At 63.4% G+C, this 21,551-nt stretch carries 23 protein-coding genes; 12 read left to right on the forward strand and 11 right to left on the reverse strand.

Translation table 11 applies throughout. The annotated features are described in order from the left end of the window. Positions 1–71 precede the first annotated feature (71 nt). The 3 genes from dgcA to PFZ56_RS03165 form a co-directional block, all read right to left on the reverse strand. Positions 72–2,132, reverse strand: a complete 2,061-nt coding sequence (dgcA, locus tag PFZ56_RS03155) for a dimethylglycine demethylation protein DgcA (RefSeq protein ID WP_102881097.1) — start codon at positions 2,130–2,132, stop codon at positions 72–74. Between the two features lie 15 nt (positions 2,133–2,147). Further along, positions 2,148–2,678, reverse strand: coding sequence for a 4-vinyl reductase (locus PFZ56_RS03160; protein ID WP_102881098.1), 531 nt, complete (start codon positions 2,676–2,678; stop codon positions 2,148–2,150). A 161-nt stretch (positions 2,679–2,839) separates the two neighbouring features. Next, positions 2,840–3,817 carry a dipeptidase gene (locus tag PFZ56_RS03165; protein WP_110594410.1) on the reverse strand — a complete coding sequence of 326 codons (978 nt, stop codon included), beginning with the start codon at positions 3,815–3,817 and terminating at the stop codon, positions 2,840–2,842. A gap of 236 nt (positions 3,818–4,053) precedes the next feature. On the opposite strand from PFZ56_RS03165, the gene PFZ56_RS03170 reads away from it, so the two are divergent. After that, positions 4,054–4,455: a lysozyme inhibitor LprI family protein gene (locus PFZ56_RS03170; RefSeq protein ID WP_110594409.1), complete on the forward strand. Its 402-nt coding sequence runs from the start codon at positions 4,054–4,056 to the stop codon at positions 4,453–4,455. Positions 4,456–4,562: 107 nt separating this feature from the next. Here the strand turns inward: PFZ56_RS03170 and PFZ56_RS03175 are convergent, their stop codons facing one another. From PFZ56_RS03175 to PFZ56_RS03185, 3 genes are read right to left on the reverse strand one after another with little or no spacing between them, the layout of a single operon-like run. After that, positions 4,563–4,913 carry a hydroxyisourate hydrolase gene (locus PFZ56_RS03175; RefSeq protein ID WP_110594407.1) on the reverse strand — a complete coding sequence of 117 codons (351 nt, stop codon included), beginning with the start codon at positions 4,911–4,913 and terminating at the stop codon, positions 4,563–4,565. Continuing rightward, a complete protein-coding gene (locus PFZ56_RS03180; RefSeq protein ID WP_102881101.1) occupies positions 4,910–5,419 on the reverse strand; it encodes a nucleoside deaminase in 510 nt (169 codons plus the stop codon). Before PFZ56_RS03180 ends, PFZ56_RS03175 begins: the two co-directional genes overlap by 4 nt. A 59-nt stretch (positions 5,420–5,478) precedes the next feature. Then, a complete protein-coding gene (locus PFZ56_RS03185; RefSeq protein WP_170004469.1) occupies positions 5,479–6,816 on the reverse strand; it encodes a nucleobase:cation symporter-2 family protein in 1,338 nt (445 codons plus the stop codon). Between the two features lie 181 nt (positions 6,817–6,997). Between PFZ56_RS03185 and PFZ56_RS03190 the strand changes: the two genes are divergently transcribed. The 4 genes from PFZ56_RS03190 (at position 6,998) to PFZ56_RS03205 (ending at position 9,024) form a co-directional block, all read left to right on the forward strand. Then, complete coding sequence (locus tag PFZ56_RS03190; protein ID WP_102881103.1) at positions 6,998–7,912, forward strand: LysR family transcriptional regulator; 915 nt, start codon at positions 6,998–7,000, stop codon at positions 7,910–7,912. Between the two features lie 99 nt (positions 7,913–8,011). Beyond that, a complete protein-coding gene (locus PFZ56_RS03195; protein WP_102881104.1) occupies positions 8,012–8,266 on the forward strand; it encodes a type II toxin-antitoxin system RelE/ParE family toxin in 255 nt (84 codons plus the stop codon). Continuing rightward, complete coding sequence (locus PFZ56_RS03200) at positions 8,250–8,573, forward strand: helix-turn-helix domain-containing protein (RefSeq protein WP_110652400.1); 324 nt, start codon at positions 8,250–8,252, stop codon at positions 8,571–8,573. Before PFZ56_RS03195 ends, PFZ56_RS03200 begins: the two co-directional genes overlap by 17 nt. 34 nt (positions 8,574–8,607) lie before the next feature. Beyond that, positions 8,608–9,024: a DUF3010 family protein gene (locus PFZ56_RS03205; protein ID WP_102881106.1), complete on the forward strand. Its 417-nt coding sequence runs from the start codon at positions 8,608–8,610 to the stop codon at positions 9,022–9,024. A 205-nt stretch (positions 9,025–9,229) separates the two neighbouring features. Here PFZ56_RS03205 and PFZ56_RS03210 read toward each other — a convergent pair whose 3' ends face one another. Then, positions 9,230–10,405 carry an AAA family ATPase gene (locus PFZ56_RS03210; RefSeq protein ID WP_102881107.1) on the reverse strand — a complete coding sequence of 392 codons (1,176 nt, stop codon included), beginning with the start codon at positions 10,403–10,405 and terminating at the stop codon, positions 9,230–9,232. Between the two features lie 68 nt (positions 10,406–10,473). Continuing rightward, entirely contained in the window at positions 10,474–11,433 is a 960-nt protein-coding gene (locus tag PFZ56_RS03215; protein WP_102881108.1) for a GlxA family transcriptional regulator, read from the reverse strand. Between the two features lie 194 nt (positions 11,434–11,627). Here PFZ56_RS03215 and PFZ56_RS03220 point away from each other — a divergent pair, with 194 nt between their 5' ends. The 5 genes from PFZ56_RS03220 (at position 11,628) to PFZ56_RS03240 (ending at position 16,443) form a co-directional block, all read left to right on the forward strand. Continuing rightward, positions 11,628–12,572, forward strand: a complete 945-nt coding sequence (locus tag PFZ56_RS03220; protein ID WP_110652401.1) for a choline ABC transporter substrate-binding protein — start codon at positions 11,628–11,630, stop codon at positions 12,570–12,572. Between the two features lie 88 nt (positions 12,573–12,660). Further along, complete coding sequence (locus tag PFZ56_RS03225; protein ID WP_102881110.1) at positions 12,661–13,548, forward strand: 3-keto-5-aminohexanoate cleavage protein; 888 nt, start codon at positions 12,661–12,663, stop codon at positions 13,546–13,548. Positions 13,549–13,705: 157 nt separating this feature from the next. Next, positions 13,706–14,671 (forward strand): L-carnitine dehydrogenase, encoded by a 966-nt coding sequence (locus PFZ56_RS03230; protein WP_102881111.1) that lies wholly within the window; start codon positions 13,706–13,708, stop codon positions 14,669–14,671. A 109-nt stretch (positions 14,672–14,780) separates the two neighbouring features. Continuing rightward, on the forward strand, positions 14,781–15,257 hold the full coding sequence (locus tag PFZ56_RS03235; protein WP_170004467.1) for a thioesterase family protein: 477 nt from the start codon (positions 14,781–14,783) through the stop codon (positions 15,255–15,257). A gap of 25 nt (positions 15,258–15,282) precedes the next feature. Then, a complete protein-coding gene (locus tag PFZ56_RS03240; RefSeq protein ID WP_170004465.1) occupies positions 15,283–16,443 on the forward strand; it encodes a gamma-butyrobetaine dioxygenase in 1,161 nt (386 codons plus the stop codon). Positions 16,444–16,695: 252 nt separating this feature from the next. Here the strand turns inward: PFZ56_RS03240 and PFZ56_RS03245 are convergent, their stop codons facing one another. Continuing rightward, positions 16,696–17,124, reverse strand: coding sequence for a DUF4952 domain-containing protein (locus tag PFZ56_RS03245; protein ID WP_170004463.1), 429 nt, complete (start codon positions 17,122–17,124; stop codon positions 16,696–16,698). 313 nt (positions 17,125–17,437) lie between these two features. Between PFZ56_RS03245 and PFZ56_RS03250 the strand changes: the two genes are divergently transcribed. Beyond that, on the forward strand, positions 17,438–17,701 hold the full coding sequence (locus tag PFZ56_RS03250; RefSeq protein ID WP_025131152.1) for a hypothetical protein: 264 nt from the start codon (positions 17,438–17,440) through the stop codon (positions 17,699–17,701). A gap of 65 nt (positions 17,702–17,766) precedes the next feature. After that, positions 17,767–18,213: an aminoglycoside 6'-N-acetyltransferase gene (gene aac(6') / locus PFZ56_RS03255; RefSeq protein ID WP_102862014.1), complete on the forward strand. Its 447-nt coding sequence runs from the start codon at positions 17,767–17,769 to the stop codon at positions 18,211–18,213. Here aac(6') and PFZ56_RS03260 read toward each other — a convergent pair whose 3' ends face one another. After that, on the reverse strand, positions 18,214–19,317 hold the full coding sequence (locus tag PFZ56_RS03260) for a GlxA family transcriptional regulator (protein ID WP_060841469.1): 1,104 nt from the start codon (positions 19,315–19,317) through the stop codon (positions 18,214–18,216). A 447-nt stretch (positions 19,318–19,764) separates the two neighbouring features. Next, positions 19,765–21,141, reverse strand: a complete 1,377-nt coding sequence (locus PFZ56_RS03265; RefSeq protein ID WP_102881116.1) for an L-serine ammonia-lyase — start codon at positions 21,139–21,141, stop codon at positions 19,765–19,767. Positions 21,142–21,551: the final 410 nt, after the last annotated feature.

Genomic DNA, 21,551 nt, shown 5'->3' on the forward strand with positions numbered 1-21,551 from the left:
ACAGATGCTCTTGAGGGCCCCGGAAGGCCCTTCGGGCCTTATCGCAGCCTGCGGCAGCGGCTACAGGTGGCTTAGAAATCCTTGCACAGGCGCAGTGCGTCGTAGATCGCAGCATGGGTGTTGCGCTGGGATACGCAGTCGCCAATGCGGAACAACAGGTAGCCCTCCCCCGTCTCGCTCAGGCACGGCTGCGGCTTGATCGCGAACAGCGCCTCGACGTCCATCTGGCCCTTGTTGCGCGAACCTTCCTTGAGCCCGTAGTAGAGCTCTTCGTCAGGACGCACGCCGTTTTCCACCACCACCTGGTCCACCACCCGCTCTTCGCGGGCGCCGGTGTATTCGTTCTCCAGCACCGCCACCAGCTTGTCGCCCTCGCGGTAGACCTTCTCCAGGGTCAGGTCCCCGGTCATGATCACTTCCTTGGGGTACAGGCTGCGGTAGTAGGTAGGGAACGAGGTGCCGCCCACGGCGATGCCCGGCTTGATGTCGTCGGTGACGATCTCCACTTGCGAGCCCTTGTCGGCGATGAAGTCGGTGACCGACATGCCGGTGAACTCGCAGATGGTGTCGTACACCAGCACGTTCTTGCCCGGCGCCACCTTGCCGTCGAGGATGTCCCAACTGCTGACCACCAACCCTTCGGCGGCGCCCCAGTGCTCGTTCTGCTCGATGAACGGATGGCCGCCCACGGCCAGCACCACCACGTCGGGGCGCAGGTCGAGGATGGTCGCGGTGTCCGCCGCGGTGCCCAGGCGCAGGTCGACTTTCAAGCGCGCCAGTTCCAGCTGATACCAGCGGGTAATGCCGGCGATCTGATCCCGTTGCGGGGCCTTGGAGGCGGTGGTGATCTGCCCGCCAATGGCGTCTTTTTTCTCGAACAGGGTCACGTCGTGGCCACGTTCGGCGGCGACGCGAGCGGCTTCCATACCGGCAGGACCGGCGCCGACCACCACCACCTTGCGCTTGATGCCGGTGGTCTTCTCGATGATGTGCGGCACGCCCATGTATTCACGGGAGGTGGCGGCGTTCTGGATGCACAGCACGTCCAGGCCCTGGTACTGGCGGTCGATGCAATAGTTGGCGCCGACGCACTGCTTGATCTGGTCGATCTGGCCCATCTTGATCTTGGCGATCAGGTGCGGGTCGGCCATGTGGGCGCGGGTCATGCCGACCATGTCGACGTAACCGCCTTCGAGAATCCGCGTGGCCTGGTTCGGGTCCTTGATGTTCTGTGCGTGCAGCACCGGGACCTTGACCACTTCCTTGATGCCCGCCGCCAGGTGCAGGAACGGCTCCGGCGGGAAGCTCATGTTGGGGATCACGTTGGCCAGGGTGTTGTGGGTGTCGCAGCCCGAGCCGACCACGCCGATGAAGTCCAGCATGCCGGTGTCGTCGTAATACTTGGCGATCTGTTTCATGTCCTCGTGGGACAGGCCGTCCGGGTGGAATTCGTCGCCGCACAGGCGCATGCCGACACAGAAGTCGTCGCCCACTTCAGCGCGCACCGCCTTGAGCACTTCCAGGCCGAAGCGCATGCGTTTCTCGAAAGTGCCGCCCCATTCGTCGGTGCGCTTGTTGACCCGCGGGCTCCAGAACTGGTCGATCATGTGCTGGTGCACCGCCGACAGCTCGACGCCGTCCAGGCCGCCGGCCTTGGCCCGACGCGCAGCCTGGGCGTAGTTGCCGATCACCCGCCAGATCTCTTCCGGCTCGATGGTCTTGCAAGTGGCGCGGTGCACCGGCTCACGCACCCCGGACGGCGACATCAGGGTCGGCCAATTGAAGCCGTCCCAACGCGAGCGGCGGCCCATGTGGGTAATCTGGATCATGATCTTGGCGCCATGCTTGTGCATGGCGTCGGCCAAGTTCTGGAAGTGCGGGATGATGCGGTCGGTGGACAGGTTCACCGAGCTCCACCATTCCTGGGGGCTGTCGATGGCCACCACCGAGGAACCACCGCAGATAGCCAGGCCGATGCCGCCCTTGGCCTTTTCTTCGTAGTACTTCACATACCGTTCAGTCGTCATGCCGCCGTCGGTGGCATAGACCTCAGCGTGGGCGGTGCTCAGCACACGGTTGCGGATGGTCAGTTTGCCGATCTGGATCGGCTGGAACATCGCTTCGAAAGCCATTTTTCTTAACTCCGCTTACAACGGTTTGACGACGAACAGGCCATCGTCGTGGCCTTCTTCGGAACCACCGTAAACCTGCTCTGCCACGGTGCGGATCTTGCTGCCACGGGCTTCCAGGATCTGGTCCATGGCACCGGCGAACCAGCCGGTGAACATGTAGTCGACCTTGCGCCCGACCTTGCCGTACACGTAGACGAACGCCGAGTGTTCGAGCTTGACGCTGGCGGTGCCTTTATCCAGGTCGATGTCCTGGATCTTGAACAGGCCCCAGCCGCGCTGGGACAGACGCTTCATGTAGTGCTCGAACACCGCGACGCCTTCCAGGCCGTGGCATTCGGCTTCTTTTTCGCACCAGTGCCAGGCGGACTTGTAGCCGGCCTTGTAGAGGATCTCGGCGTAGGCATCGGCGCCCAGGACTTCCTCGATGCCCATGTGGTTGTTGACGAAGAAATGCCGTGGCACGTAGAGCATCGGCAGGGCGTCGGAGGTCCAGACACCGGTTTCGCTGTCGACTTCGATAGGCAGTTGCGGGGCGATTTTGGCCATGTTTCAAAACTCCGGAATTCTGTGGATAAGTACGTCTGTAGCCGCTGCCGCAGGCTGCGAAAAGGCTCGAAGAGCCTTCCGAGGGCCGCAAGAGCGCGTCTCCTTCGGAGCCGATCGCAGCCTGCGGCAGCGGCTACAGGAATGTGCTGTGGGGGGTGGCCTTATTCGCCCCAGACGTCCTTCAGGACGCTGACCCAGTTCTCGCCCATGATCTTGCGCACCACGCGCTCGCTGTGGCCGCGCTTGAGCAGGGTCTCGGTGAGGTTGGGGAACTCGCCCACGGTGCGGATGCCCAGGGGGTTGATGATCTTGCCGAAGTTGGTCAGGCGCCGGGCGTAGCCCTTGTCGTGGGTCAGGTATTCGAAGAAGTCCTGGCCATGGCCCTGGGTGAAGTCGGTGCCGATGCCGATGGAATCCTCACCGACAATGTTCATGGTGTATTCGATGGCTTCGGCGTAATCGTCGATGGTCGAATCGATGCCCTTGGCCAGGAACGGCGCGAACATGGTCACGCCGACGAAACCGCCGTGGTCGGCGATGAATTTCAACTCGGCGTCGGACTTGTTGCGCGGGTGCTCCTTGAGCCCGGACGGCAGGCAGTGGGAGTAGCAGACCGGCTTCTTGGATTCGAGGATCACTTCCTCGCTGGTCTTGGAACCGACGTGGGACAGGTCGCACATGACCCCGACGCGGTTCATCTCGGCGACGATCTCGCGGCCGAACCCCGAGAGCCCGCCATCACGCTCGTAGCAGCCGGTGCCCACCAGGTTCTGGGTGTTGTAGCACATCTGCACAATGCCCACGCCCAGCTGCTTGAACACCTCGACGTAGCCGATCTGGTCTTCGAAAGCGTGGGCATTCTGGAAGCCGAAGAGGATGCCGGTCTTGCCCATTTCCTTGGCCTTGCGGATATCCGCGGTGGTGCGCACCGGCATCACCAGGTCGCTGTTTTCGCGGATCAGTTTCTGGCTGGCGGCAATGTTGTTGACCGTGGCCTGAAACCCTTCCCAAACCGACACCGTGCAGTTGGCTGCGGTCAGGCCGCCCTTGCGCATGTCCTCGAACAGCTCGCGGTTCCACTTGGCAATGATCAGCCCGTCGATAACGATGCTGTCGGCGTGTAATTCGGCTGGGCTCATCAGGCTGTCCCCTTATTGGCGATTCCTGCGCCGAATCGTCTGCCGGCGCTTTGGGGTCAGCATATGCTTGAGGGCCGGGGCGCCCCGGTGCAAAAACGACAGGGGAATTGCCGAAAGCGTCAAGACCCGACAAAGGGCCGGATGTAGGGGCATGGCGCCCTCTGTTCTTTGCCTGGGGCTTGCGCCAGAATTCGCCGCTTCAACGAAAGCTTCACTGGATGAGGGGCAGTGCTGCAATGAAACCGATCTTCCTGGCCTTGATATTGATAGCCACCGGCGTACAGGCGGCCGAAGAGGCCGACAGCACGCCCTGCGACGGCGTGGAAAACGACGTACAGACCCTGGAATGCGCGACCTACAACCGCACCACCGCCGAGCAGTTGCTGAGCGACAACGTGCAAAGCCTGCTGGAACGCCTGGGCACCCTGTACGGCAACGACAAGGCGCAACTGGCCGACATCAGCGCCAAGGTCAAGAACGCCCAGCAGCTGTGGCAGAAGCAGCGCGACGCCGACTGCGCGGTGGAATCCTTCCCGGCCAAGCCCGGAACCAAGGCCTACACCATCGCCACCAATGATTGCCTGGCGCGGATGAGCGATGAGCGCTCGGAGTTCATCGAGTCCATCGCCCAGGAATGACCCGTCACCGGTAGGAGCGGGCTTGCCCGCGAAGCATGCCCGACCCCGCCCCATGTCGCGGCGGGAAAAGCTTCGCGAGCAAGCTCGCTCCTACGCAGGTCATGGCGTCAGGCGCCGCCGCGAAAGCACGAGACACCCCAGGCCGTCAGCTTGAACGGCAGATGGTAGTGCTGGCGCGGGTCGTCCAGGCCGAAGCGGTAGACCAGCACATCCAGGAAGGGCTGCGTGGGCAGCACCTGGCCTTGTTGGCGATAGAACGCCGCCACGTCCAGTTCCACCTCGTAGACGCCCCGGTCGAAGCGGGCCGCCAGCTCGCTCAGCGGGGCCAGCAGGCCGTTGTCGGCAATCTGCCCTTCGCAGAGCCACTCCTCGCCCAGGCGGCGTACCCGAACCTGCATGCCTGCGGCCACCTTGCCGCTGGCGACATCCACCACATGGATGGACACTCCGCCGTTCATTTCCAGAACCCCACATGAGCCTGGGCCGCTTCGTGTTCCAGCATCGGCCCCAGCACCGGGATCTGCCGCTGCCCCCGGGCAAAGACTTCACGGCATGGCAGGGAAAAGGTCGGGTTTTCCGGGTGATCGCCGGTCAGTGCCAGCAAGGCATGCTCGGACAAGGCGTAGACCACCCGACCAATCCCGGTCCAGTAGATGGCCCCGGCACACATGCAGCAGGGCTCGGCGCTGGTGTACAGGGTGCACTGGGCCAGCTCCTCGGGGCCCAGGAGCCTTGCGGCCTTGGCGGCAGCGGCGAGTTCGGCGTGCTGGGTCGGGTCGCCTTCGGGGGGCATGGAGTTGTTGCCGGCACTGGCAATGATCTTGCCGTTGCGGTCCGCCACCAGGGCGGCGAACGGGTGGCGACCGCGGGCCTTGGCCTCTTCGGCCAGTTCAATGCTCTGGCGCAGCAGTTGCAGGTCCAGCTGGCTGACGCCGGCAGGGATAGGGGAAAGAATCTGGGTCATCTTGACCTCCTTTTCATGGACAGGGGCCCGCCGAAAAAAAGCGGGCCTGATAGCCGTTTTCAGTCACCAAGCCCGGCCTGGGCGGCCAGTTCTTGGGCCGCAGACATGCGGGGATTGAGCAGCAGGTTGAGCACGATGGCGGTGAGGGCGCCGAGGAAGATGCCGCTTTCCAGCAGCAGCTTGAGGGGGCCGTGGGCCTGGGCGAACAACGCCGGAAAGGACATCGGCAGCACGCCGACACTGACCGACACGGCGACGATGATGCCGTTGCCAGTGCCCTCGAACCTCACCCGTGACAGCTCCTGGATGCCGGCCACGGTGGTCATGCCGAACATGACGATGGCGCAGCCCCCCAGTACCGGGGTCGGCACCGCAGCCACCAGCGCCCCGAGCTTGGGAAACAACCCCATGAGCACCATGATCGCGCCGGCTGCCGCCACCACGAAGCGGCTCTTGATCTTGGAGAGCGCGATCAGTCCGGTGTTCTGGGTAAAGGCGTTGTAGGGGAAGCTGTTGAACAGGCCGCCGAGCAGGGTGGACAGGCCGTCGGCGCGAAAGGCGTCGCCCAGGGTGCGCTGGGTGGTCGGCTTGCCGGTGAGCTTGCCAATGGCCAGGCAGTTGCCGGTGGTCTCGGCCATGATCACCAGCATCGCCAGGGTCATGATCAGGATCGGCATCAGGGAGAATTGCGGAACCCCGAAGGCCATGGGCGGGCTCAGCTCGAACCAGGCCGCTTCGCCCACCTGGGCAAAGTGGGTCATGCCGCAGGCCGCAGCGATCAGGCTGCCCACCAGCAGCCCGATCAGCACACTGAAGTTGCCGATAAAGCCGGAGAACTTGCCATAGATCACCAGGGTCACCGCCACCGTGGCCAGCCCCAGCAACAGGTTGGCCGGTGCGCCGAAATCCTCGGCGGCGGGGTTGCCGCCCCCCAGCCAGACGGCCGCCGCCGGCATCAGGGAAATGCCGATGATGGTGATCAGACTGCCGATCACCACCGGAGGAAAGAACCTCAGCAGACGGCTGAACAGCGGAGCCATGGCAATGGTCAGGACCCCGGCGGCGATCACCGCGCCGAACACCTCGGCCAGGCCGAACTGCTTGCCGATCATGATCATCGGCGCCAGGGCAATGAAGGAGCAGCCCTGGATCAACGGCAAGCGTGCGCCGAAGCGCCAGAAGCCCAGGGTCTGGATCAGGGTGGCAACGCCGGACGTCAACAGGTTGGCGTTGATCAGTAAAACCACCTGGGCCGCAGTCAAGCCCAGGGCATTGCCTAGAATCAACGGCACTGCCACCGCACCGGCATACATCACCAGCACATGCTGCAGGCCGAAGGTGAACAACTGGCGAACGGGCAGGACCTCGTCCACTGGGTGAACCCGGGGAATGTTCATGTCGCAGATCTCCTGAAAGTGCAGCTCTTGTTGTTGTTCTGGCAGGCATCCGGGGGCAATGCCCCGGCAGGATGTACGAACGTCGGCGCCCATGATCTGTGCTTGAATACGATGCAACAAATGAGCAGCCATCGTTTTTAACGATGGATTGGACAAGCCTGTCCTGGGGTCGGGAGACGCGATGCGCTTTTCACTGGAACAACTGCAGATGTTCGTTCAGGCCGCACAAACCGGCTCGTTCTCGGCCGCTGCCCGCAAGCTGGGCAAGACCCAGTCCACGGTCAGCGTGGCCATTGCCAACCTGGAGGCCGACCTGGGGGTGGAGCTGTTCGACCGTAGCAGCCGCAGCCCGGTGCTGACCGCCAGCGGAAAGAAGATGCTGCTGCAGGCCGAGGCGGTGCTGGAGCGCTGCCTGACCCTGCAAGCCAATGCCGACTGCCTGTCGGAGGCGCTGGAGCCGCAGTTGTCCATCGTGATCGAAACCCCTTACGGCCCGCTGATGCCGGTCTTGCGCGAGTTCGAGCAGGCCTTCCCCTATGTCGACCTGCTGATCCGTCATCCGCTGTCCGGAGATGCCAGTGAGTTGGTGGCCCGTGGCGATGCGGTGCTGGGGATCGCCTTTTCGCAACCGGGCTATCCCCAGGAGCTGGAGTTCCAGCAGATGGGCAAGCTGATCATGTTGCACGTCTGCCACCCGGATCATCCCCTGGCCCGGCTGGACAACGTGACCTTCGACGACCTGCATGGGCATCGACGCCTGGCCTTCAGCGCCCACGCCGACAAGCTGCCCAGCAGCGAGTACCTGCGCTGCAGCCAACTGTGGCAGGCGGAAAACTACCTGGCGCTGCTGGAAATGGTCCGCGCCGGCCTGGGCTGGGCCACCCTGCCCCGGCAACTGATCCAGCGTGAACTGGCCAAGGGCGAGCTGGTGGAACTGCAACTGGGGGCCTATCCCCACACCGACTGGCTGGTAGGCGTGGACCTGCTGTGGGCCCGGCAACGGGTGATGGGCAAGGCCGAACGCTGGCTCAAGGAACGCCTGCTGCGGCACAAGGTGTACGAAGTGGATCGGCGCGGACAGTCCACGACCTGGTAACGCTGGCGCGGGCAACAAAGGGACAAGGTTCTGAGCTTGGCCGGGCAGTAAATATAAGCAAGGATTCGCAATCCTTATAAAAGGCTTATATAGTCCGCCATGAACGAAATCCTCTGGAGTCGAAAAGCGGTCAAGCAGTTGATGCGACTGCACCACGAGCATCAGGTCCAGGTTCGTGATGCGATCGCCCTGCTGGCCGACATGCCCGCCAGTGGCAACGTCAAAGCCCTGTCCGGCCACACCTATGCCTATCGCCTGCGGGTTGGCCAGTACCGCGTGCTGTTTGATTGGGACGGGGTTATCCATATCGTCAGTGTTCAAGAGGTCAAAAAACGTGATGAACGCACCTACTGACATCCAGATCATCCACGGCCCGGACGGCAAGCCTGCGTTCGTGGTGATTCCCTACGCGCAGTACGTTGCGCAGCAGAATGAGCCTGATCTGATCCCCCATGGCGTGGTCAGTCGCATGGTCGATGGCGCCACGCCGATCCGGGCCTGGCGCGAGTACCTGCACCTGACCCAGGATGAGGTTGCCAAGCGGCTGGGGATCTCTCAGCCGGCCTTCGCCCAACAAGAGAGCGTGGCCCGACCCCGCAAGAGCACCCGGGAAAAAATTGCCGCCGTCTTCGGTATACGCGCCGACCAGCTGGAGCTGTAAGCTGCGCCCCACTCAACGATTGAAAGGGTTACTCATGAGCATCTGCGGTATCGAGATCAAGGGCAGCGAAGCCATCTTCGCCCTCGCCTCCCTGCAAGACGGCGCACCGCACCACCAGGCGCTGGCCATCAAGAAGATCGCCCTGGAAGACGACGATGACGCGGGCAACGTTCGCGACTTCGCCGCCCGGATCGACGCCTTTGTCCGCGAACACGGGATTACCCGCATCGCCATCAAGAAGCGCAGCAAGAAAGGCGAATTTGCCGGCGGCCCTACCACCTTCAAGATCGAAGGCGTGTTTCAGTTGCTGGATAATTGCGAAGTGACCCTGCTGTCGCCGCAAACCATCAATGCCCAGCACAAGAAGCACAGCTTCGAGCTGGGGGCGAGCCTCAACAAATACCAGCACGAAGCCTACAAGACCGCCTGCGCCGCCTTGCTGAAGAAATGATCCTGAGGCCCTGCTTAGCGGTCTAACGCCAAACATCCAGCGCGCCTGAGACCCTCACCGTTCGCAACGAAGCCTGTAGCCGCTGTCGAGCCATGGCGAGGCTGCGACAAGGACCGCAGGGCCTTGCTTGGCGGTCTGACGCCAAACATCCAGCGCGCCTGAGATCCTCGCGTCCCTGCGGGCCGTTCGCAGCCTGCGGCAGCGGCTACAGTTGGCGCCGATAATGCTGCAGCCAGTCGGCGAATGAATTGTCTTCCAGGGCATAGGCGCCCCGGCTGGACTTCCACACCAACTCCTTTTCCCGCAGGGCATCGATACAGGCTTGCACCGTCTGGGTGCCCGGTTGCGTATCGCTGCCCATGGCCTGCAACGCCTTGGCCACCGCCGCCAGGGTGTCGTCGGTAAAGGGCGCGAACGGCAGGTTGTTGCGCGAACGCTCCACCATCACTTCCAGCACCGCCCGCTGGGACAGGGTCAGACCGTTCCAGGCGCTTTCGAATTCGCTCCAGACCCCGGCGCGGAGGATCTCGGCGCTGCTGCGCAACAACTCGTTGAGCTGGCTCGCCTCCCCCAGCTCCAGGGCCACCTGGCCGATGATGCTGCGGAGCATTTCCGGACGCCGGCCAACCCATTCGAAGGCCTGGTCCAGATCATCGGCATTGAACTGGTTGGTGGGCGCCAGATGAGCGTTCAGATGGGCCGTGTAGGCCTTGGTGAAATCCCGTCCCAACAGCGGGAACGGGGTGATGCTCGAACCAAAGAACGGCTGGTTACGGTTGAGCACCAGATGGGCCAGCTTGTCGCGATTGGACCCGGTGAACACCAGGCGCAAGCCACTGGTATCCATGTCCCGCCCCTGATTGAGCTGATCCCGGGCCGCCTTGAGCGCGAACATGGCATTCAACCCGGCCTCCGAGCTCAAGGCATGCTGGGCCTCGTCGATTATCAGGACCACCGTCTTGCCCGCGGCGCTGTGGAGCAATTCCAGGGCCTGGGTCAGGGTCGCGCCTTCGGGCAACTGGGACTTGCTGAAATCCCAGGACAGGGTGCGCAGAAAGCTAAGCTTCTCCACCCCGAGGGACTTGGCCAGTTTGCGAATGCCTTTCTCGAAAGGCACCAGCGCCCCGGCAATGGCCGCGGCGATCAGCTCGGCGGGGTCTTTTTCGCGATTGGCCCAGAGGTCGACATAAACCGCCAGCCAGCCACGGCTCTGGCATTCGGGCAGCAGGTCCTCGCGCAGGAAGGTACTTTTCCCGGTGCGCCGCGGCGCCGCCAGGAACAGCCCCGAGCTGTAATCCTGAATCCCCGAACCCACCAGGCCATCGGCAATATTGAGCGCCAGAGCAGGACGACGAAACACGAAACCGGTGTTTTTCGACATGGTTTTATACTCAATTATTGCCAGGACTATAATTTATAGCCGCGAGTATAATTGACTATAAACCCCTGTCAAACCGACTCCTGGCCGCTCCCCAGCAGGCGTCGGTCTTCACGGGGACAGTGCACGAAACGCGCGCGGTAACTGCGGGTGAAGTAGGACGGCGACTCAAACCCGCAGGCGATGCTCACCTCCAGCACGCTCATGTCGGTCTGGCGCAGCAGTTGCCGGGCCTTCTCCAGGCGCAGGCCCAGATAGAAGTTGCTCGGGGTGTCGTTCAAGTGCAGGCGGAACAGCCGCTCCAGCTGGCGCCGGGTGACCTTGATCGATTCCGCCAGGGCCAGGGTGCTCAGGGGCGGCTCGCTGTGCTGCTCCATCTCGCCGATCACCTGCACCAGTTTCTTGTTGCTGATGCCATAGCGGCTGGCGACTTCCATGCGCTGGTGATCCTTGCGCGGGCGGATGCGCCCGAGCACGAACTGTTCGCTGACCTGGATCGCCAGTTGCGGGCCGTGGGCCTGGGCGATCAGGTCGAGCATCATGTCGATGGACGCGGTGCCACCGGCACAGGTGATGCGCCGACGATCGATCTCGAACAACTCCTGGGTCACGCTCAACTGTGGATAAGACTCCTTGAAGGCCTCGATGGCTTCCCAGTGCAGGGTCACCCGGTGCCCCTCCAGCAGCCCGGATTCCGCGAGAATCACGCTGCCGGTGTCGATACCGCCCAGGGTCACGCCCTCCAGGTCCAGGCGGCGCAACCAGTGTTCCAGGGCGGGACTCAGGCACTTCAACGGCTCGAAGCCGGCCACCACCCACAAGGTTGCGCCCTTCTTCAGCGGCTCCAGGGCCGCGTCAACATTGACCGACATGCCGTTGCTGGCCAACACCGCGCCGCCGTCGGCGCTGAGCACATGCCAGCGATACAGCTCGCCACGAAAACGGTTGGCCACCCGCAGTGGCTCGATGGCGGAAATGAAACCGATGGCGGAGAACCCCGGCATCAGCAGGAAGTAGAAGTCCTGGGACATGCAACGCACTCCGGTGACGGCCAGCGTGGGCCCTGTGATACGCCAAATGCCCCCCTGCCACAAGAGGCCAGGTCGCTGCAGTGCAAGAGTCGGTCGCCGCTGTGCGTTTACCGCCGGCGACGCCTGCGTACCTTGAGCTCACCGACGCACCAAGACGCCGGGATCGACAATAACAACCTGCCGAGGGAACCCACATGAAACGACTGATCAGCCGCTGTGTGCTTGCGCTTAGTGGTAGCGTTTTTCTGACGTCGGGAGCCATGGCCGCCGACGCCCCCAGTTGCCAGAACGTACGCCTGGGCGTGGTCAACTGGACCGACGTGATCGCCACCAGCGCCATGACCCAGGTCCTGCTCGACGGCCTCGGCTACAAGACCAAGCAGACCAGCGCCTCGCAACAGATCATCTTCGCCGGCATCCGCGACCAGCGCCTGGACCTGTTCCTCGGCTACTGGAACCCGCTGATGACCCAGACCATCACCCCGTTCGTCGACGCCAACCAGGTCAAGGTCCTGGCCGAGCCCAGCCTCAAGGACGCCCGCGCTACCCTGGCCGTCCCCTCCTACCTGGCCGACAAGGGCCTGAAGACCTTCGCCGACATCGCCAGGTTCCAGAAGGAGCTGGGGGGCAAGATCTACGGCATCGAGCCCGGCTCGGGAGCCAATACCCAGATCAAGGACATGATCGCCAAGAACCAGTTCGGCCTGGGCAAGTTCCAGCTGGTGGAGTCCAGCGAGGCCGGCATGTTGTCGGCGGTGGCCCGGGCGGTGAAACGCAATGAAGCCATCGTGTTCTTCGGCTGGGCGCCGCACCCGATGAACGTCAACATCAAGATGACCTACCTCAGCGGCAGTGAAAACGCCCTGGGGCCCAACGAGGGCCAGGCCACGGTCTGGACCGTCACCGCGCCGAACTATGCCGAGCAGTGCCCGAACGTGCACCGGTTGCTGACCAACCTGACCTTCAGCGCCGAGGACGAGAGCCGGATGATGCAGCCGCTGCTGGAGCACAAGGACGCCCTGGAGTCCGCCCGGCAGTGGCTCAAGGACCACCCGCAGGACCAGCAGCGCTGGCTTGAAGGGGTGACCACCTTCGATGGCAAGCCGGCCGCCGAACACCTGCAACTGACCAGCAAGTAAGCAACCGCCACTACCGCCCCGCAGCCCGCACCGGGCTGCGCATGGCCACCTCATGCCCCCAGCAAACACGCCTGTAAGGAACCGCACCATGAACCACGACGTCATCATCACCTGCGCACTCACCGGTGCTGGCGACACGACCGCCAAGAGCCCCCATGTGCCGGTCACCCCGAAGCAGATAGCCGCCGCCGCGGTCGAAGCCGCCAAGGCCGGCGCCACGGTGGTCCACTGCCACGTCCGGGACCCTGCGAGCGGCAAGTTCAGCCGTGATGTCGCGCTGTACCGCGAAGTCATGGAGCGCATTCGCGAGGCCGACGTCGACATCATCGTCAACCTCACCGCCGGCATGGGCGGCGATCTGGAGATCGGCGCCGGCGAAAGCCCCATGGAGTTCGGGCCCAACACCGATCTGGTCGGGCCGCTGACCCGCCTGGCCCATGTCGAGGAACTGCTGCCGGAGATCTGCACCCTGGACTGCGGCACCCTCAACTTCGGCGATGGCGACACCATCTACGTGTCCACCCCGGCCCAACTGCGGGCCGGCGCCAGACGCATCCAGGAGTTGGGGGTGAAAGCCGAGCTGGAAATCTTCGACACCGGGCACCTGTGGTTCGCCAAGCAGATGATCAAGGAAGGCCTGCTGGACAACCCGCTGTTCCAACTGTGCCTGGGCATTCCCTGGGGCGCCCCGGCGGACACCACCACCATGAAGGCCATGGTCGACAACCTGCCGGCGGATGCGGTCTGGGCCGGCTTCGGTATCGGGCGCATGCAGATGCCCATGGCCGCGCAAGCGGTGCTGCTGGGGGGCAACGTGCGGGTCGGCCTGGAAGACAACCTGTGGCTGGATCGCGGCGTGCTCGCCACCAACGGCCAACTGGTGGAGCGGGCCACGGAGATCCTCAACCGCCTCGGGGCCCGGGTCCTGACCCCGGCCGAGGGCCGCCAGAAAATGGGCCTCAAGCAACGCGGCTGACCCCAATCCACCTCTCTGTGTAGGAGCGAGCTTGCTCGCGAAGAGGCCGTCACATCAGACCCCATAGCAGCCAGCTTGCCGACGCAGGTGCGCGCAAAGCCGCCAAGCGCTTCGCTGGCAAGCCAGCGCCTACAGATTCTTTTTTCAGGAAGACGCGATGACTTTTATCACCAACATCAAAACCTTCGCCGCTCTGGGCAGCGGTGTGATCGGCAGTGGCTGGGTGGCCCGCGCCCTGGCCCACGGCCTGGACGTGGTGGCCTGGGACCCGGCGCCGGGCGCTGAAGCGGCCCTGCGCCAGCGGGTAGCCAACGCCTGGGGCGCCCTGGAACAACAGGGCCTGGCCCCCGGCGCCTCGCCACAGCGCCTGCGCTTTGTCAGCACCATCGAAGAGTGTGTGAAAGACGCCGACTTCATCCAGGAAAGCGCTCCCGAGCGACTGGAGCTCAAGCTGGAACTGCACAGCAAGATCAGCGCCGCGGCCAAGCCCGACGCCCTGATCGGCTCCAGCACCTCGGGCCTGCTGCCCAGCGAATTCTACGAAGGCTCGACCCACCCGCAACGCTGCGTGGTGGGTCACCCGTTCAACCCGGTGTACCTGCTGCCGCTGGTGGAAGTGGTGGGCGGCCAGCACACCGCACCCGAGGCGATACAGGCGGCGATCCAGGTCTATGAATCCTTGGGGATGCGGCCACTGCATGTGCGCAAGGAAGTGCCGGGCTTCATCGCCGATCGCTTGCTCGAAGCCCTGTGGCGCGAAGCCTTGCACCTGGTCAATGACGGGGTGGCGACCACCGGGGAAATCGACGACGCGATCCGCTTTGGCGCCGGCCTGCGCTGGTCGTTCATGGGCACCTTCCTCACCTACACCCTGGCCGGAGGCGACGCCGGCATGCGCCACTTCATGGCCCAGTTCGGCCCGGCGCTGCAACTGCCCTGGACCTACCTGCCGGCCCCGGAGTTGACCGACAAACTGATCGATGACGTGGTCGAGGGCACCGCCGAGCAACTGGGCAGCCACAGCATTTCGGCCCTGGAGCGCTATCGTGATGACTGCCTGCTGGCGGTGCTGGAGGCGGTGAAAACCACCAAGGCCAAGCACGGCATGCACTTTCACGACTAACCCAACCCCTGTAGGAGCTGGCTTGCCAGCGAATAGGCCCTCAAGCCAGGCGCAAACCCAACGGACGCCTGCGCCGGCAAGCCGGCTCCTACCGTTATCCGGTGATCCTATGCCTGCCCTGACCACCTACAGCACCCGCATCATCAAAGACTGGGTCGACTACAACGGCCATCTGCGTGATGCCTTCTACCTGCTGATCTTCAGCTATGCCACCGATGCACTGATGGATCGCCTGGGGCTCGACAGCGACAACCGCGACGCCAGCGGCCACTCACTGTTCACCCTGGAACTGCACCTGAACTACCTGCACGAGGTGAAGCTCGACACCGAGGTCGAAGTCCATACCCGGATCATCGGCCACGACCGCAAGCGCCTGCACCTGTATCACAGCCTGCACAAGGTCGGTGATCCCCAGGAGCTGGCCGGCAACGAACAGATGCTGCTCCACGTCGACCTCGCCGGCCCCCGCTCCGCGCCGTTCGACGAAGCGGTGTTGCAGCGCCTGCAAACCATGGCGGCCGAGCAGGTCGAGCTGCCGCGTCCCACCTACATCGGCCGGGTAATTGGCCTGCCAACGGAAAAATGACAACCAGCCCGAAAAGGAGATCGCCGTGAACATCGCCGCCCTTGCCGACTATCGCCGTTATCCGCTGATCAGCCCGTTGAGCGCCGTCCAGGTACTGCCGGACCGGGTCCAGGTGCACTGGGCCGATGGCCGCCTCAGCCCCTTTCACCATCAATGGCTGCGGGACAACTGCCCCTGCCCGGAATGCGTCTACAGCGTGACCCGTGAACAGGTGCTGGAAATCGTCGATGTGGCCGAGGACCTCGGCTGCCACGGGGCGCACATCGACAGCCAGGGCTGCCTGTGCCTCGACTGGGCGGACGGCCACCGTAGCCGCTTCGATCCCGGCTGGCTGCGGGCCCATGCCTATGACGAGCAATCCCGCGAGGAGCGCCGCGCCCACAAGGCGCACAGCCAGTTGTGGGACAGCAGCCTGCAACTACCGGTATTCGAGTATCAGGCCCTGATGGACGATCCTGCGGCTCTGCTGCAATGGCTGCTGGCCCTGCGCGACACCGGCCTGACCCAGGTCCGGGGCGCCCCCACGGAACCCGGTTCGCTGGCGCTGATCGCCCGACGCATCTCGTTCATCCGCGAGAGCAACTTCGGCGTGCTGTTCAACGTGCAATCCAAGGCCGATGCCGACAGCAACGCCTACACCGCTTTCAACCTGCCGCTGCACAGCGACCTGCCCACCCGCGAACTGCAACCGGGGCTGCAGTTCCTGCATTGCCTGGTCAATGACGCCGTGGGCGGTGAAAGCATCTTCGTCGACGGCTTTGCCATCGCCGATGCCTTGCGCCGTGAAGACCCAGAGGCCTTCCTGACGCTGTGTGAAACACCCGTGGAATTTCGCAACAAGGACCGCCACAGCGACTACCGCTGCCTGGCGCCGATCATTGCCCTGGATGCCCTGGGCCGGGTGGCGGAGATCCGCATGGCCAACTTCCTGCGCGGGCCTTTCGACACCTCGGTGGAGCAGATGCCCAGGCTGTACCACGCTTACCGTCGATTTATCGCCATGACCCGAGAGACGCGGTTCCGGGTCATCCGCCGCCTCGACCCGGGACAACTCTGGTGCTTCGACAACCGCCGCACCCTGCATGCCCGCAACGCCTTCGACCCGTCCAGCGGCGCCCGGCATTTCCAGGGTTGCTACATCGACCGCGACGAGCTGCTCTCCAGGATCCTGGTCCTGCAGCGCTGATCCCCATCCCACCGGCCACCGGCTCCCCGCAGGAGCCGGCTGGCCAGCGAAGCTTGCCGGCAAAACCTCCACAGGCAAAAAAAAGCCCCGATCAAGCCGTGACAGGATCGAGGCAGGAACTACTGCTGAGGAGCTGCGGTGAGAAGGTGACCAAACCAACACGGCGCGAGCTGGTTGCAGTCTGCCCACTCTGCCTACTCGCGAGTTAGCCGAAAACGACCTGCCCGTAGGCAATAGGGTCATTGCAGGGGGTCAGATGTCCTCGGTATAGAACACCACCGTCACGTAGAAATAGCCGATCTTGTGCCAATCCCGGCGCTGGTTGTAGGGCGTCTCTTCAGAGCCCATGCCGATCTGATAATGACGCCCGGTCTTCTTATCCCTATAGGAAATGAACCCCTTCGTTTCCCAGCCACAGCAGACAAACTTGAGCTCCTCCTGCAGCCCCAGTTCCCGCTGCAGATAGCGCTCTACCTGATGGGCATCCTGACCTTTGACCCGATACCTCGCGGTCAGCGGTGCGCCCTGATCCTCGGGCTGCGACTCACAGTGAAAAAACTCCAGGGATTTCGGCGGATCGGTCATGGCCCGCAAAAAATCGCCACACTCGGTGGCTGCCGCAGCCGCGCTGCAAACCATCCACAACAAACAGGCCAAACCCAGGTTGAACATCACTTTCATCCACTACAGCTCCCTATATTTCTGCCCCAACGGCCATCCTGCCAACCCCCGCCGCTTGCGGCGGGGGTCCTTGAGCGCCAGCACGGCTCAATACCCACCCTTATGCAAGCCCGGGCCATCACACGCAAGTGCCGCGAGACTTGATTGACCGTCTTTTTCCAGACGCTGTTGCAACCGGCCATCAGCCATCGAGTTAGCCGAAAACGACCTGTTCATAGGTAAACGGGCCATCGCGACCATCTGTCCTTGCCGCCGCCCGGACGGCCAACCAGAATCGACTGACGACCACGTTACCTGAATAAGGATGAGCGTCATGATGCATGCGGATTTGATTGATCAGGACGACCTGCTGGGACAACTCCGGGCCCTGGGTTTCGAGATGCCCGCAGGCGCCAGCGCCGAGCAGGCCTGTGAATGTGCGGTGCGCGGTTTGAGCGATGCACGGGCCAAGGCGCTCAAGGGCATGGTGGAGCAGATGCTCACCGGTAATGCGACCATTCTTCCCGCGGTGCGCCAGGCCATTGATCGCCAGTTGCTGCCGGCCCTGGCCGAGTACCTGCAGCAAAAACGCGCGTGAGTCTCCCTGTGCCCTGAGCGGGTTGCTAGAGTGCGCGTCCCTCTGGCGAAAACAGGCAAGCACTCATGATCCCGATACAGCCCGGCTCATCCGCCGACGCGGCCAGCTGGCTGCAATTGCGCCTGGGCCTGTGGCCCGACTGCCCACCAGAGGAGCACCTGGCCGAAATCCGCCAGATGCTGGCCGCCCCCCAGCGCTATGGCTGTTGGCTGGCCTTTGCCCAGAACGGTGAAGCCATCGGCCTGGCCGAGGCGGCGCTGCGCCACGACTACGTCAACGGCACCGAGAGTTCGCCGGTGGTGTTTCTCGAAGGAATCTATGTGGCTCCCGAGCACCGTCGCCAGGGCGTTGCCCAGCAACTGATCGAGCAGGTCAGCCAGTGGGGACGCCAGGCCGGGTGTGTGGAGATCGCGTCTGACACCAGCCTGGACAATCTGGCCAGCCAGACACTGCACCACGCGCTGGGTTTCGAAGAAACCGAACGCGTGGTGTATTTCAAGAAGCGTCTGTGACTACAGACGCACGCTGGCGAAGGTCGACTCGTTGCGCGCCTGACTCAAGGCCGACAGCGGGCCGGACAGCGGCGCCAGGACCATGGCTTGCGGCAGCGGCATCATCGCCACCTGCTGGGTGGTGTTGGAGCCGATGCGCTCGTCACGGGGCGGAATGCCGAAGTACTCGCGGTAGCACTTGGAGAAGTGTGGCGTAGAGACGAAACCACACACCGACGCCACTTCGATGATCGACATCGGCGTCTGCTTGAGCAGTTGCCGCGCGCGGATCAACCGCAGCTTGAGGTAGTAGCGCGACGGCGAACAATGCAGGTACTTCTGGAACAGCCGCTCCAACTGACGCCGGGACACGGCCACGTACACAGCCAGCTCGTCCAGATCGATCGGCTCTTCGAGGTTGGCTTCCATCAGCGCAACGATTTCCTGGAGCTTGGGCTGGTTGGTGCCAAGCATGTGCTTGAGGGGCACGCGCTGGTGATCCTGCTCGTTGCGGATGCGCTCGTAGACGAACATCTCCGAGATCGCCGCCGACAACTCACGGCCATGATCGCGACTGATCAGGTGCAGCATCATGTCCAGTGGCGCGGTGCCGCCGGAGCTGGTGAAACGGTTGCGGTCGAGGGTGAACAGGCGGGTGCTCATGGCGACCCGGGGGAAGGCTTCCTGCATCGACGCCAGGCATTCCCAGTGCACGCTGCAATCGAAGCCGTCCAGCAGACCGGCGCAGGCCAGGGCCCAACTGCCGGTGCACACCGCGCCGAGGCGGCGCGACTGGCGGGCCTGGCTTTGCAACCAGGACACATGTTCACGGGTCACGGTGCGCTGGATGCCGATGCCGCCGCAGACGATCACGGTGTCGAGGCTGGGGGCTTTGTGCATGGAGGCGTCGGGGGTGATTTGCAGACCGTCACTGGCCCAGACCTGACCGCCATCGACGCTGAGGGTGGTCCAGCGATACAGCTCGCGGCCGGACAGTTGGTTGGCCATGCGCAGGGGTTCGACTGCGGAGGCCAGGGAAATCAGCGTGAAATTGTCCAGCAGCAGAAAGCCGATGGATTGAGGCGCACGGTTCTGGGGTTGGGCCCCGGAGTTGAACGACGTCATCGCGATATCTCCTCACACAAAGCGGGTGATGGCCTCAGGCGGAGGCTCTTTTTATGTGCCCTGCGACTCATCGGAGGCGGGCTTGATATTCACAGAGCAATTGCCATGCCTAAAGTTGAATGGGCATTCAATAACTCCTGAAAACGACGTCGCGACGCGTCTATATAGCCCTTGGCAATGTGCGGATAAGAAGCGCCGGAATCACCGCACAGAAGGCGGCAGGCGCAGCGGTGAGCAGTTAGGTAGCACTTGCGCGACCGATGCGTCGGGCCAGGACTGGCGAGTGTCACTCAAAGCACAACCGAGCGACGGACGCCGAGGTCCATCAGCCCGCTTGGCTACTTGTCTATTCACGACGCGCTAAAAGGTGGCGCGCCCCTCCTCTGATGAGCAATTTGGGCGCGCCGCCGTCCCTGTGCAGTAGCCGGCGTAGCGCCCCGTGCAGACTCAACACTCCACCGCACTCACCGCCAGCCCACCGCGAGAAGTCTCTTTATATTTGTCGTGCATGTCGGCCCCGGTATCACGCATGGTGCGGATCACCCGATCCAGGGAGATGAAGTGTTGGCCATCGCCGCGCAAGGCCATCTGCGCGGCATTGATCGCCTTCACCGCGGCAATCGCGTTGCGCTCGATGCAGGGCACCTGCACCAGCCCGCCCACCGGGTCGCAGGTCAGGCCGAGGTTATGCTCCAGGCCAATTTCCGCGGCGTTGCACAACTGCTCGGGCGTGGCCCCGAGAATCTCCGCCAACCCCGCCGCAGCCATGGCACAGGCCGAACCCACTTCGCCCTGGCAACCGACTTCGGCCCCGGAAATCGAAGCGTTCTTCTTGCACAGGATGCCGATGGCCGCCGCGCCCAGAAAAAAGTCCACCACGTTGGCGTCGGTCACGTCCTCGCTGAACTTCATGAAATAGTGCAGTACCGCCGGAATGATCCCCGCTGCGCCGTTGGTGGGCGCGGTGACCATGCGTCCACCGGCGGCGTTCTCCTCGTTCACCGCCAGGGCGAACAGGTTGACCCACTCCATGGCGCTCAAGGTCGAGCCGATCACATTGGGTTTATTGAGCTCCTGCAGGCTGCGATGCAGCTTGGCCGCGCGCCGACGTACATTGAGCCCGCCGGGCAGGATGCCTTCGTGTTTGAGCCCCTGTTCCACGCAATCCTGCATCGCGCGCCACAGCGTCATCAGGCCGCTGCGGATTTCCTCTTCCGAACGCCAGACCTTCTCGTTGGCCAGCATCAGTTCGGCGACTCGCAGGTTGTGCTTCTGGCACAGGCTGAGCAGTTCCACCGCACTGGAGAAATCGTAAGGCAGCTCGCTACGATCCAGGTCCGCCACGCCACTACTGGCCTGGGCCTGGTCGACGACAAAACCGCCGCCCACTGAATAATAGGTATCGCGCAACAGCTCCCCGCCCTCACCTTCGGCCACCAGGGTCATGGCGTTAGGGTGAAAGGGCAGGTTTTCGTCCAGCAGGCGCATGTCCCGGGACCAGGTGAACGGCACAGCCAGCCGTCCGTCCAGCAACAGGGTGTGGGTTTCCCTGAGCCGTTCGATGCGCGGGCCGATCAGCGACGGGTCGATCGCATCGGGCCACTCCCCCATCAAGCCCATGATCACCGCGTTGTCGCTGCCATGGCCAATGCCGGTGGCCGACAACGAACCGAACAGTTGCACTTCGATCCGCCGCACCTGCTCCAACAGATGGCGTTCCTTCAATACCTGGACAAATAACGCCGCGGCGCGCATGGGCCCGACGGTGTGGGAACTGGAAGGCCCGATGCCGATCTTGAACAAGTCGAAAACACTGATAGCCATTACTGCGTAACTCCTCGATGAGCACAGTCCAGGCGCTGAAAACGCCCTCTGACGGAGCTGCTACGCTCAAGCTGCAATCCGCCGAGAAGGGCGCATCATCAGGCTTTTACCGCGCCTCGCGACGTCTGACACCGACTCACTCATGTCCACCAACGCCGCCTGGCGCGAGGCTCGGGTTCTGGGCGTTTTTTGCGGTGCAGATGCAGGAAAAAATGCCCGGAAACACTGTAAGCGACCTCACCGACACTGGATGCGACCCTCCCTGTACTGGATACGACGCACCCCGTAGGCGACAGTTTTTCACTGGTACATGATCAGTCTCGACTCGATTGCAAGGCACGGTGGTAGAGCTGTCCCCGGCACACCAACCGCCACACTTATAAGCGCGGTCCATACGCCGCCAGAAAAAC

Origin of the sequence: Pseudomonas danubii, assembly GCF_042980055.1 — a bacterium.
GTDB lineage: Bacteria > Pseudomonadota > Gammaproteobacteria > Pseudomonadales > Pseudomonadaceae > Aquipseudomonas > Aquipseudomonas danubii.

What these genes read in the sequence shown, in the direction of transcription:
- PFZ56_RS03215 (WP_102881108.1), bottom strand. Translation starts at nt 11,433, where the DNA reads ATGTCCCAGGACTTCTACTTCCTGCTGATGCCGGGGTTCTCCGCCATC.
- PFZ56_RS03160 (WP_102881098.1), bottom strand. Translation starts at nt 2,678, where the DNA reads ATGGCCAAAATCGCCCCGCAACTGCCTATCGAAGTCGACAGCGAAACC.
- PFZ56_RS03165 (WP_110594410.1), bottom strand. Translation starts at nt 3,817, where the DNA reads ATGAGCCCAGCCGAATTACACGCCGACAGCATCGTTATCGACGGGCTG.
- PFZ56_RS03175 (WP_110594407.1), bottom strand. Translation starts at nt 4,913, where the DNA reads ATGAACGGCGGAGTGTCCATCCATGTGGTGGATGTCGCCAGCGGCAAG.
- dgcA (WP_102881097.1), bottom strand. Translation starts at nt 2,132, where the DNA reads ATGGCTTTCGAAGCGATGTTCCAGCCGATCCAGATCGGCAAACTGACC.
- PFZ56_RS03185 (WP_170004469.1), bottom strand. Translation starts at nt 6,816, where the DNA reads ATGAACATTCCCCGGGTTCACCCAGTGGACGAGGTCCTGCCCGTTCGC.
- PFZ56_RS03225 (WP_102881110.1), top strand. Translation starts at nt 12,661, where the DNA reads ATGAACCACGACGTCATCATCACCTGCGCACTCACCGGTGCTGGCGAC.
- PFZ56_RS03190 (WP_102881103.1), top strand. Translation starts at nt 6,998, where the DNA reads ATGCGCTTTTCACTGGAACAACTGCAGATGTTCGTTCAGGCCGCACAA.
- PFZ56_RS03265 (WP_102881116.1), bottom strand. Translation starts at nt 21,141, where the DNA reads ATGGCTATCAGTGTTTTCGACTTGTTCAAGATCGGCATCGGGCCTTCC.
- PFZ56_RS03230 (WP_102881111.1), top strand. Translation starts at nt 13,706, where the DNA reads ATGACTTTTATCACCAACATCAAAACCTTCGCCGCTCTGGGCAGCGGT.
- PFZ56_RS03220 (WP_110652401.1), top strand. Translation starts at nt 11,628, where the DNA reads ATGAAACGACTGATCAGCCGCTGTGTGCTTGCGCTTAGTGGTAGCGTT.
- PFZ56_RS03180 (WP_102881101.1), bottom strand. Translation starts at nt 5,419, where the DNA reads ATGACCCAGATTCTTTCCCCTATCCCTGCCGGCGTCAGCCAGCTGGAC.
- PFZ56_RS03210 (WP_102881107.1), bottom strand. Translation starts at nt 10,405, where the DNA reads ATGTCGAAAAACACCGGTTTCGTGTTTCGTCGTCCTGCTCTGGCGCTC.
- PFZ56_RS03200 (WP_110652400.1), top strand. Translation starts at nt 8,250, where the DNA reads ATGAACGCACCTACTGACATCCAGATCATCCACGGCCCGGACGGCAAG.
- PFZ56_RS03235 (WP_170004467.1), top strand. Translation starts at nt 14,781, where the DNA reads ATGCCTGCCCTGACCACCTACAGCACCCGCATCATCAAAGACTGGGTC.
- PFZ56_RS03250 (WP_025131152.1), top strand. Translation starts at nt 17,438, where the DNA reads ATGATGCATGCGGATTTGATTGATCAGGACGACCTGCTGGGACAACTC.
- PFZ56_RS03170 (WP_110594409.1), top strand. Translation starts at nt 4,054, where the DNA reads ATGAAACCGATCTTCCTGGCCTTGATATTGATAGCCACCGGCGTACAG.
- PFZ56_RS03260 (WP_060841469.1), bottom strand. Translation starts at nt 19,317, where the DNA reads ATGACGTCGTTCAACTCCGGGGCCCAACCCCAGAACCGTGCGCCTCAA.
- PFZ56_RS03195 (WP_102881104.1), top strand. Translation starts at nt 8,012, where the DNA reads ATGAACGAAATCCTCTGGAGTCGAAAAGCGGTCAAGCAGTTGATGCGA.
- PFZ56_RS03245 (WP_170004463.1), bottom strand. Translation starts at nt 17,124, where the DNA reads ATGAAAGTGATGTTCAACCTGGGTTTGGCCTGTTTGTTGTGGATGGTT.
- PFZ56_RS03205 (WP_102881106.1), top strand. Translation starts at nt 8,608, where the DNA reads ATGAGCATCTGCGGTATCGAGATCAAGGGCAGCGAAGCCATCTTCGCC.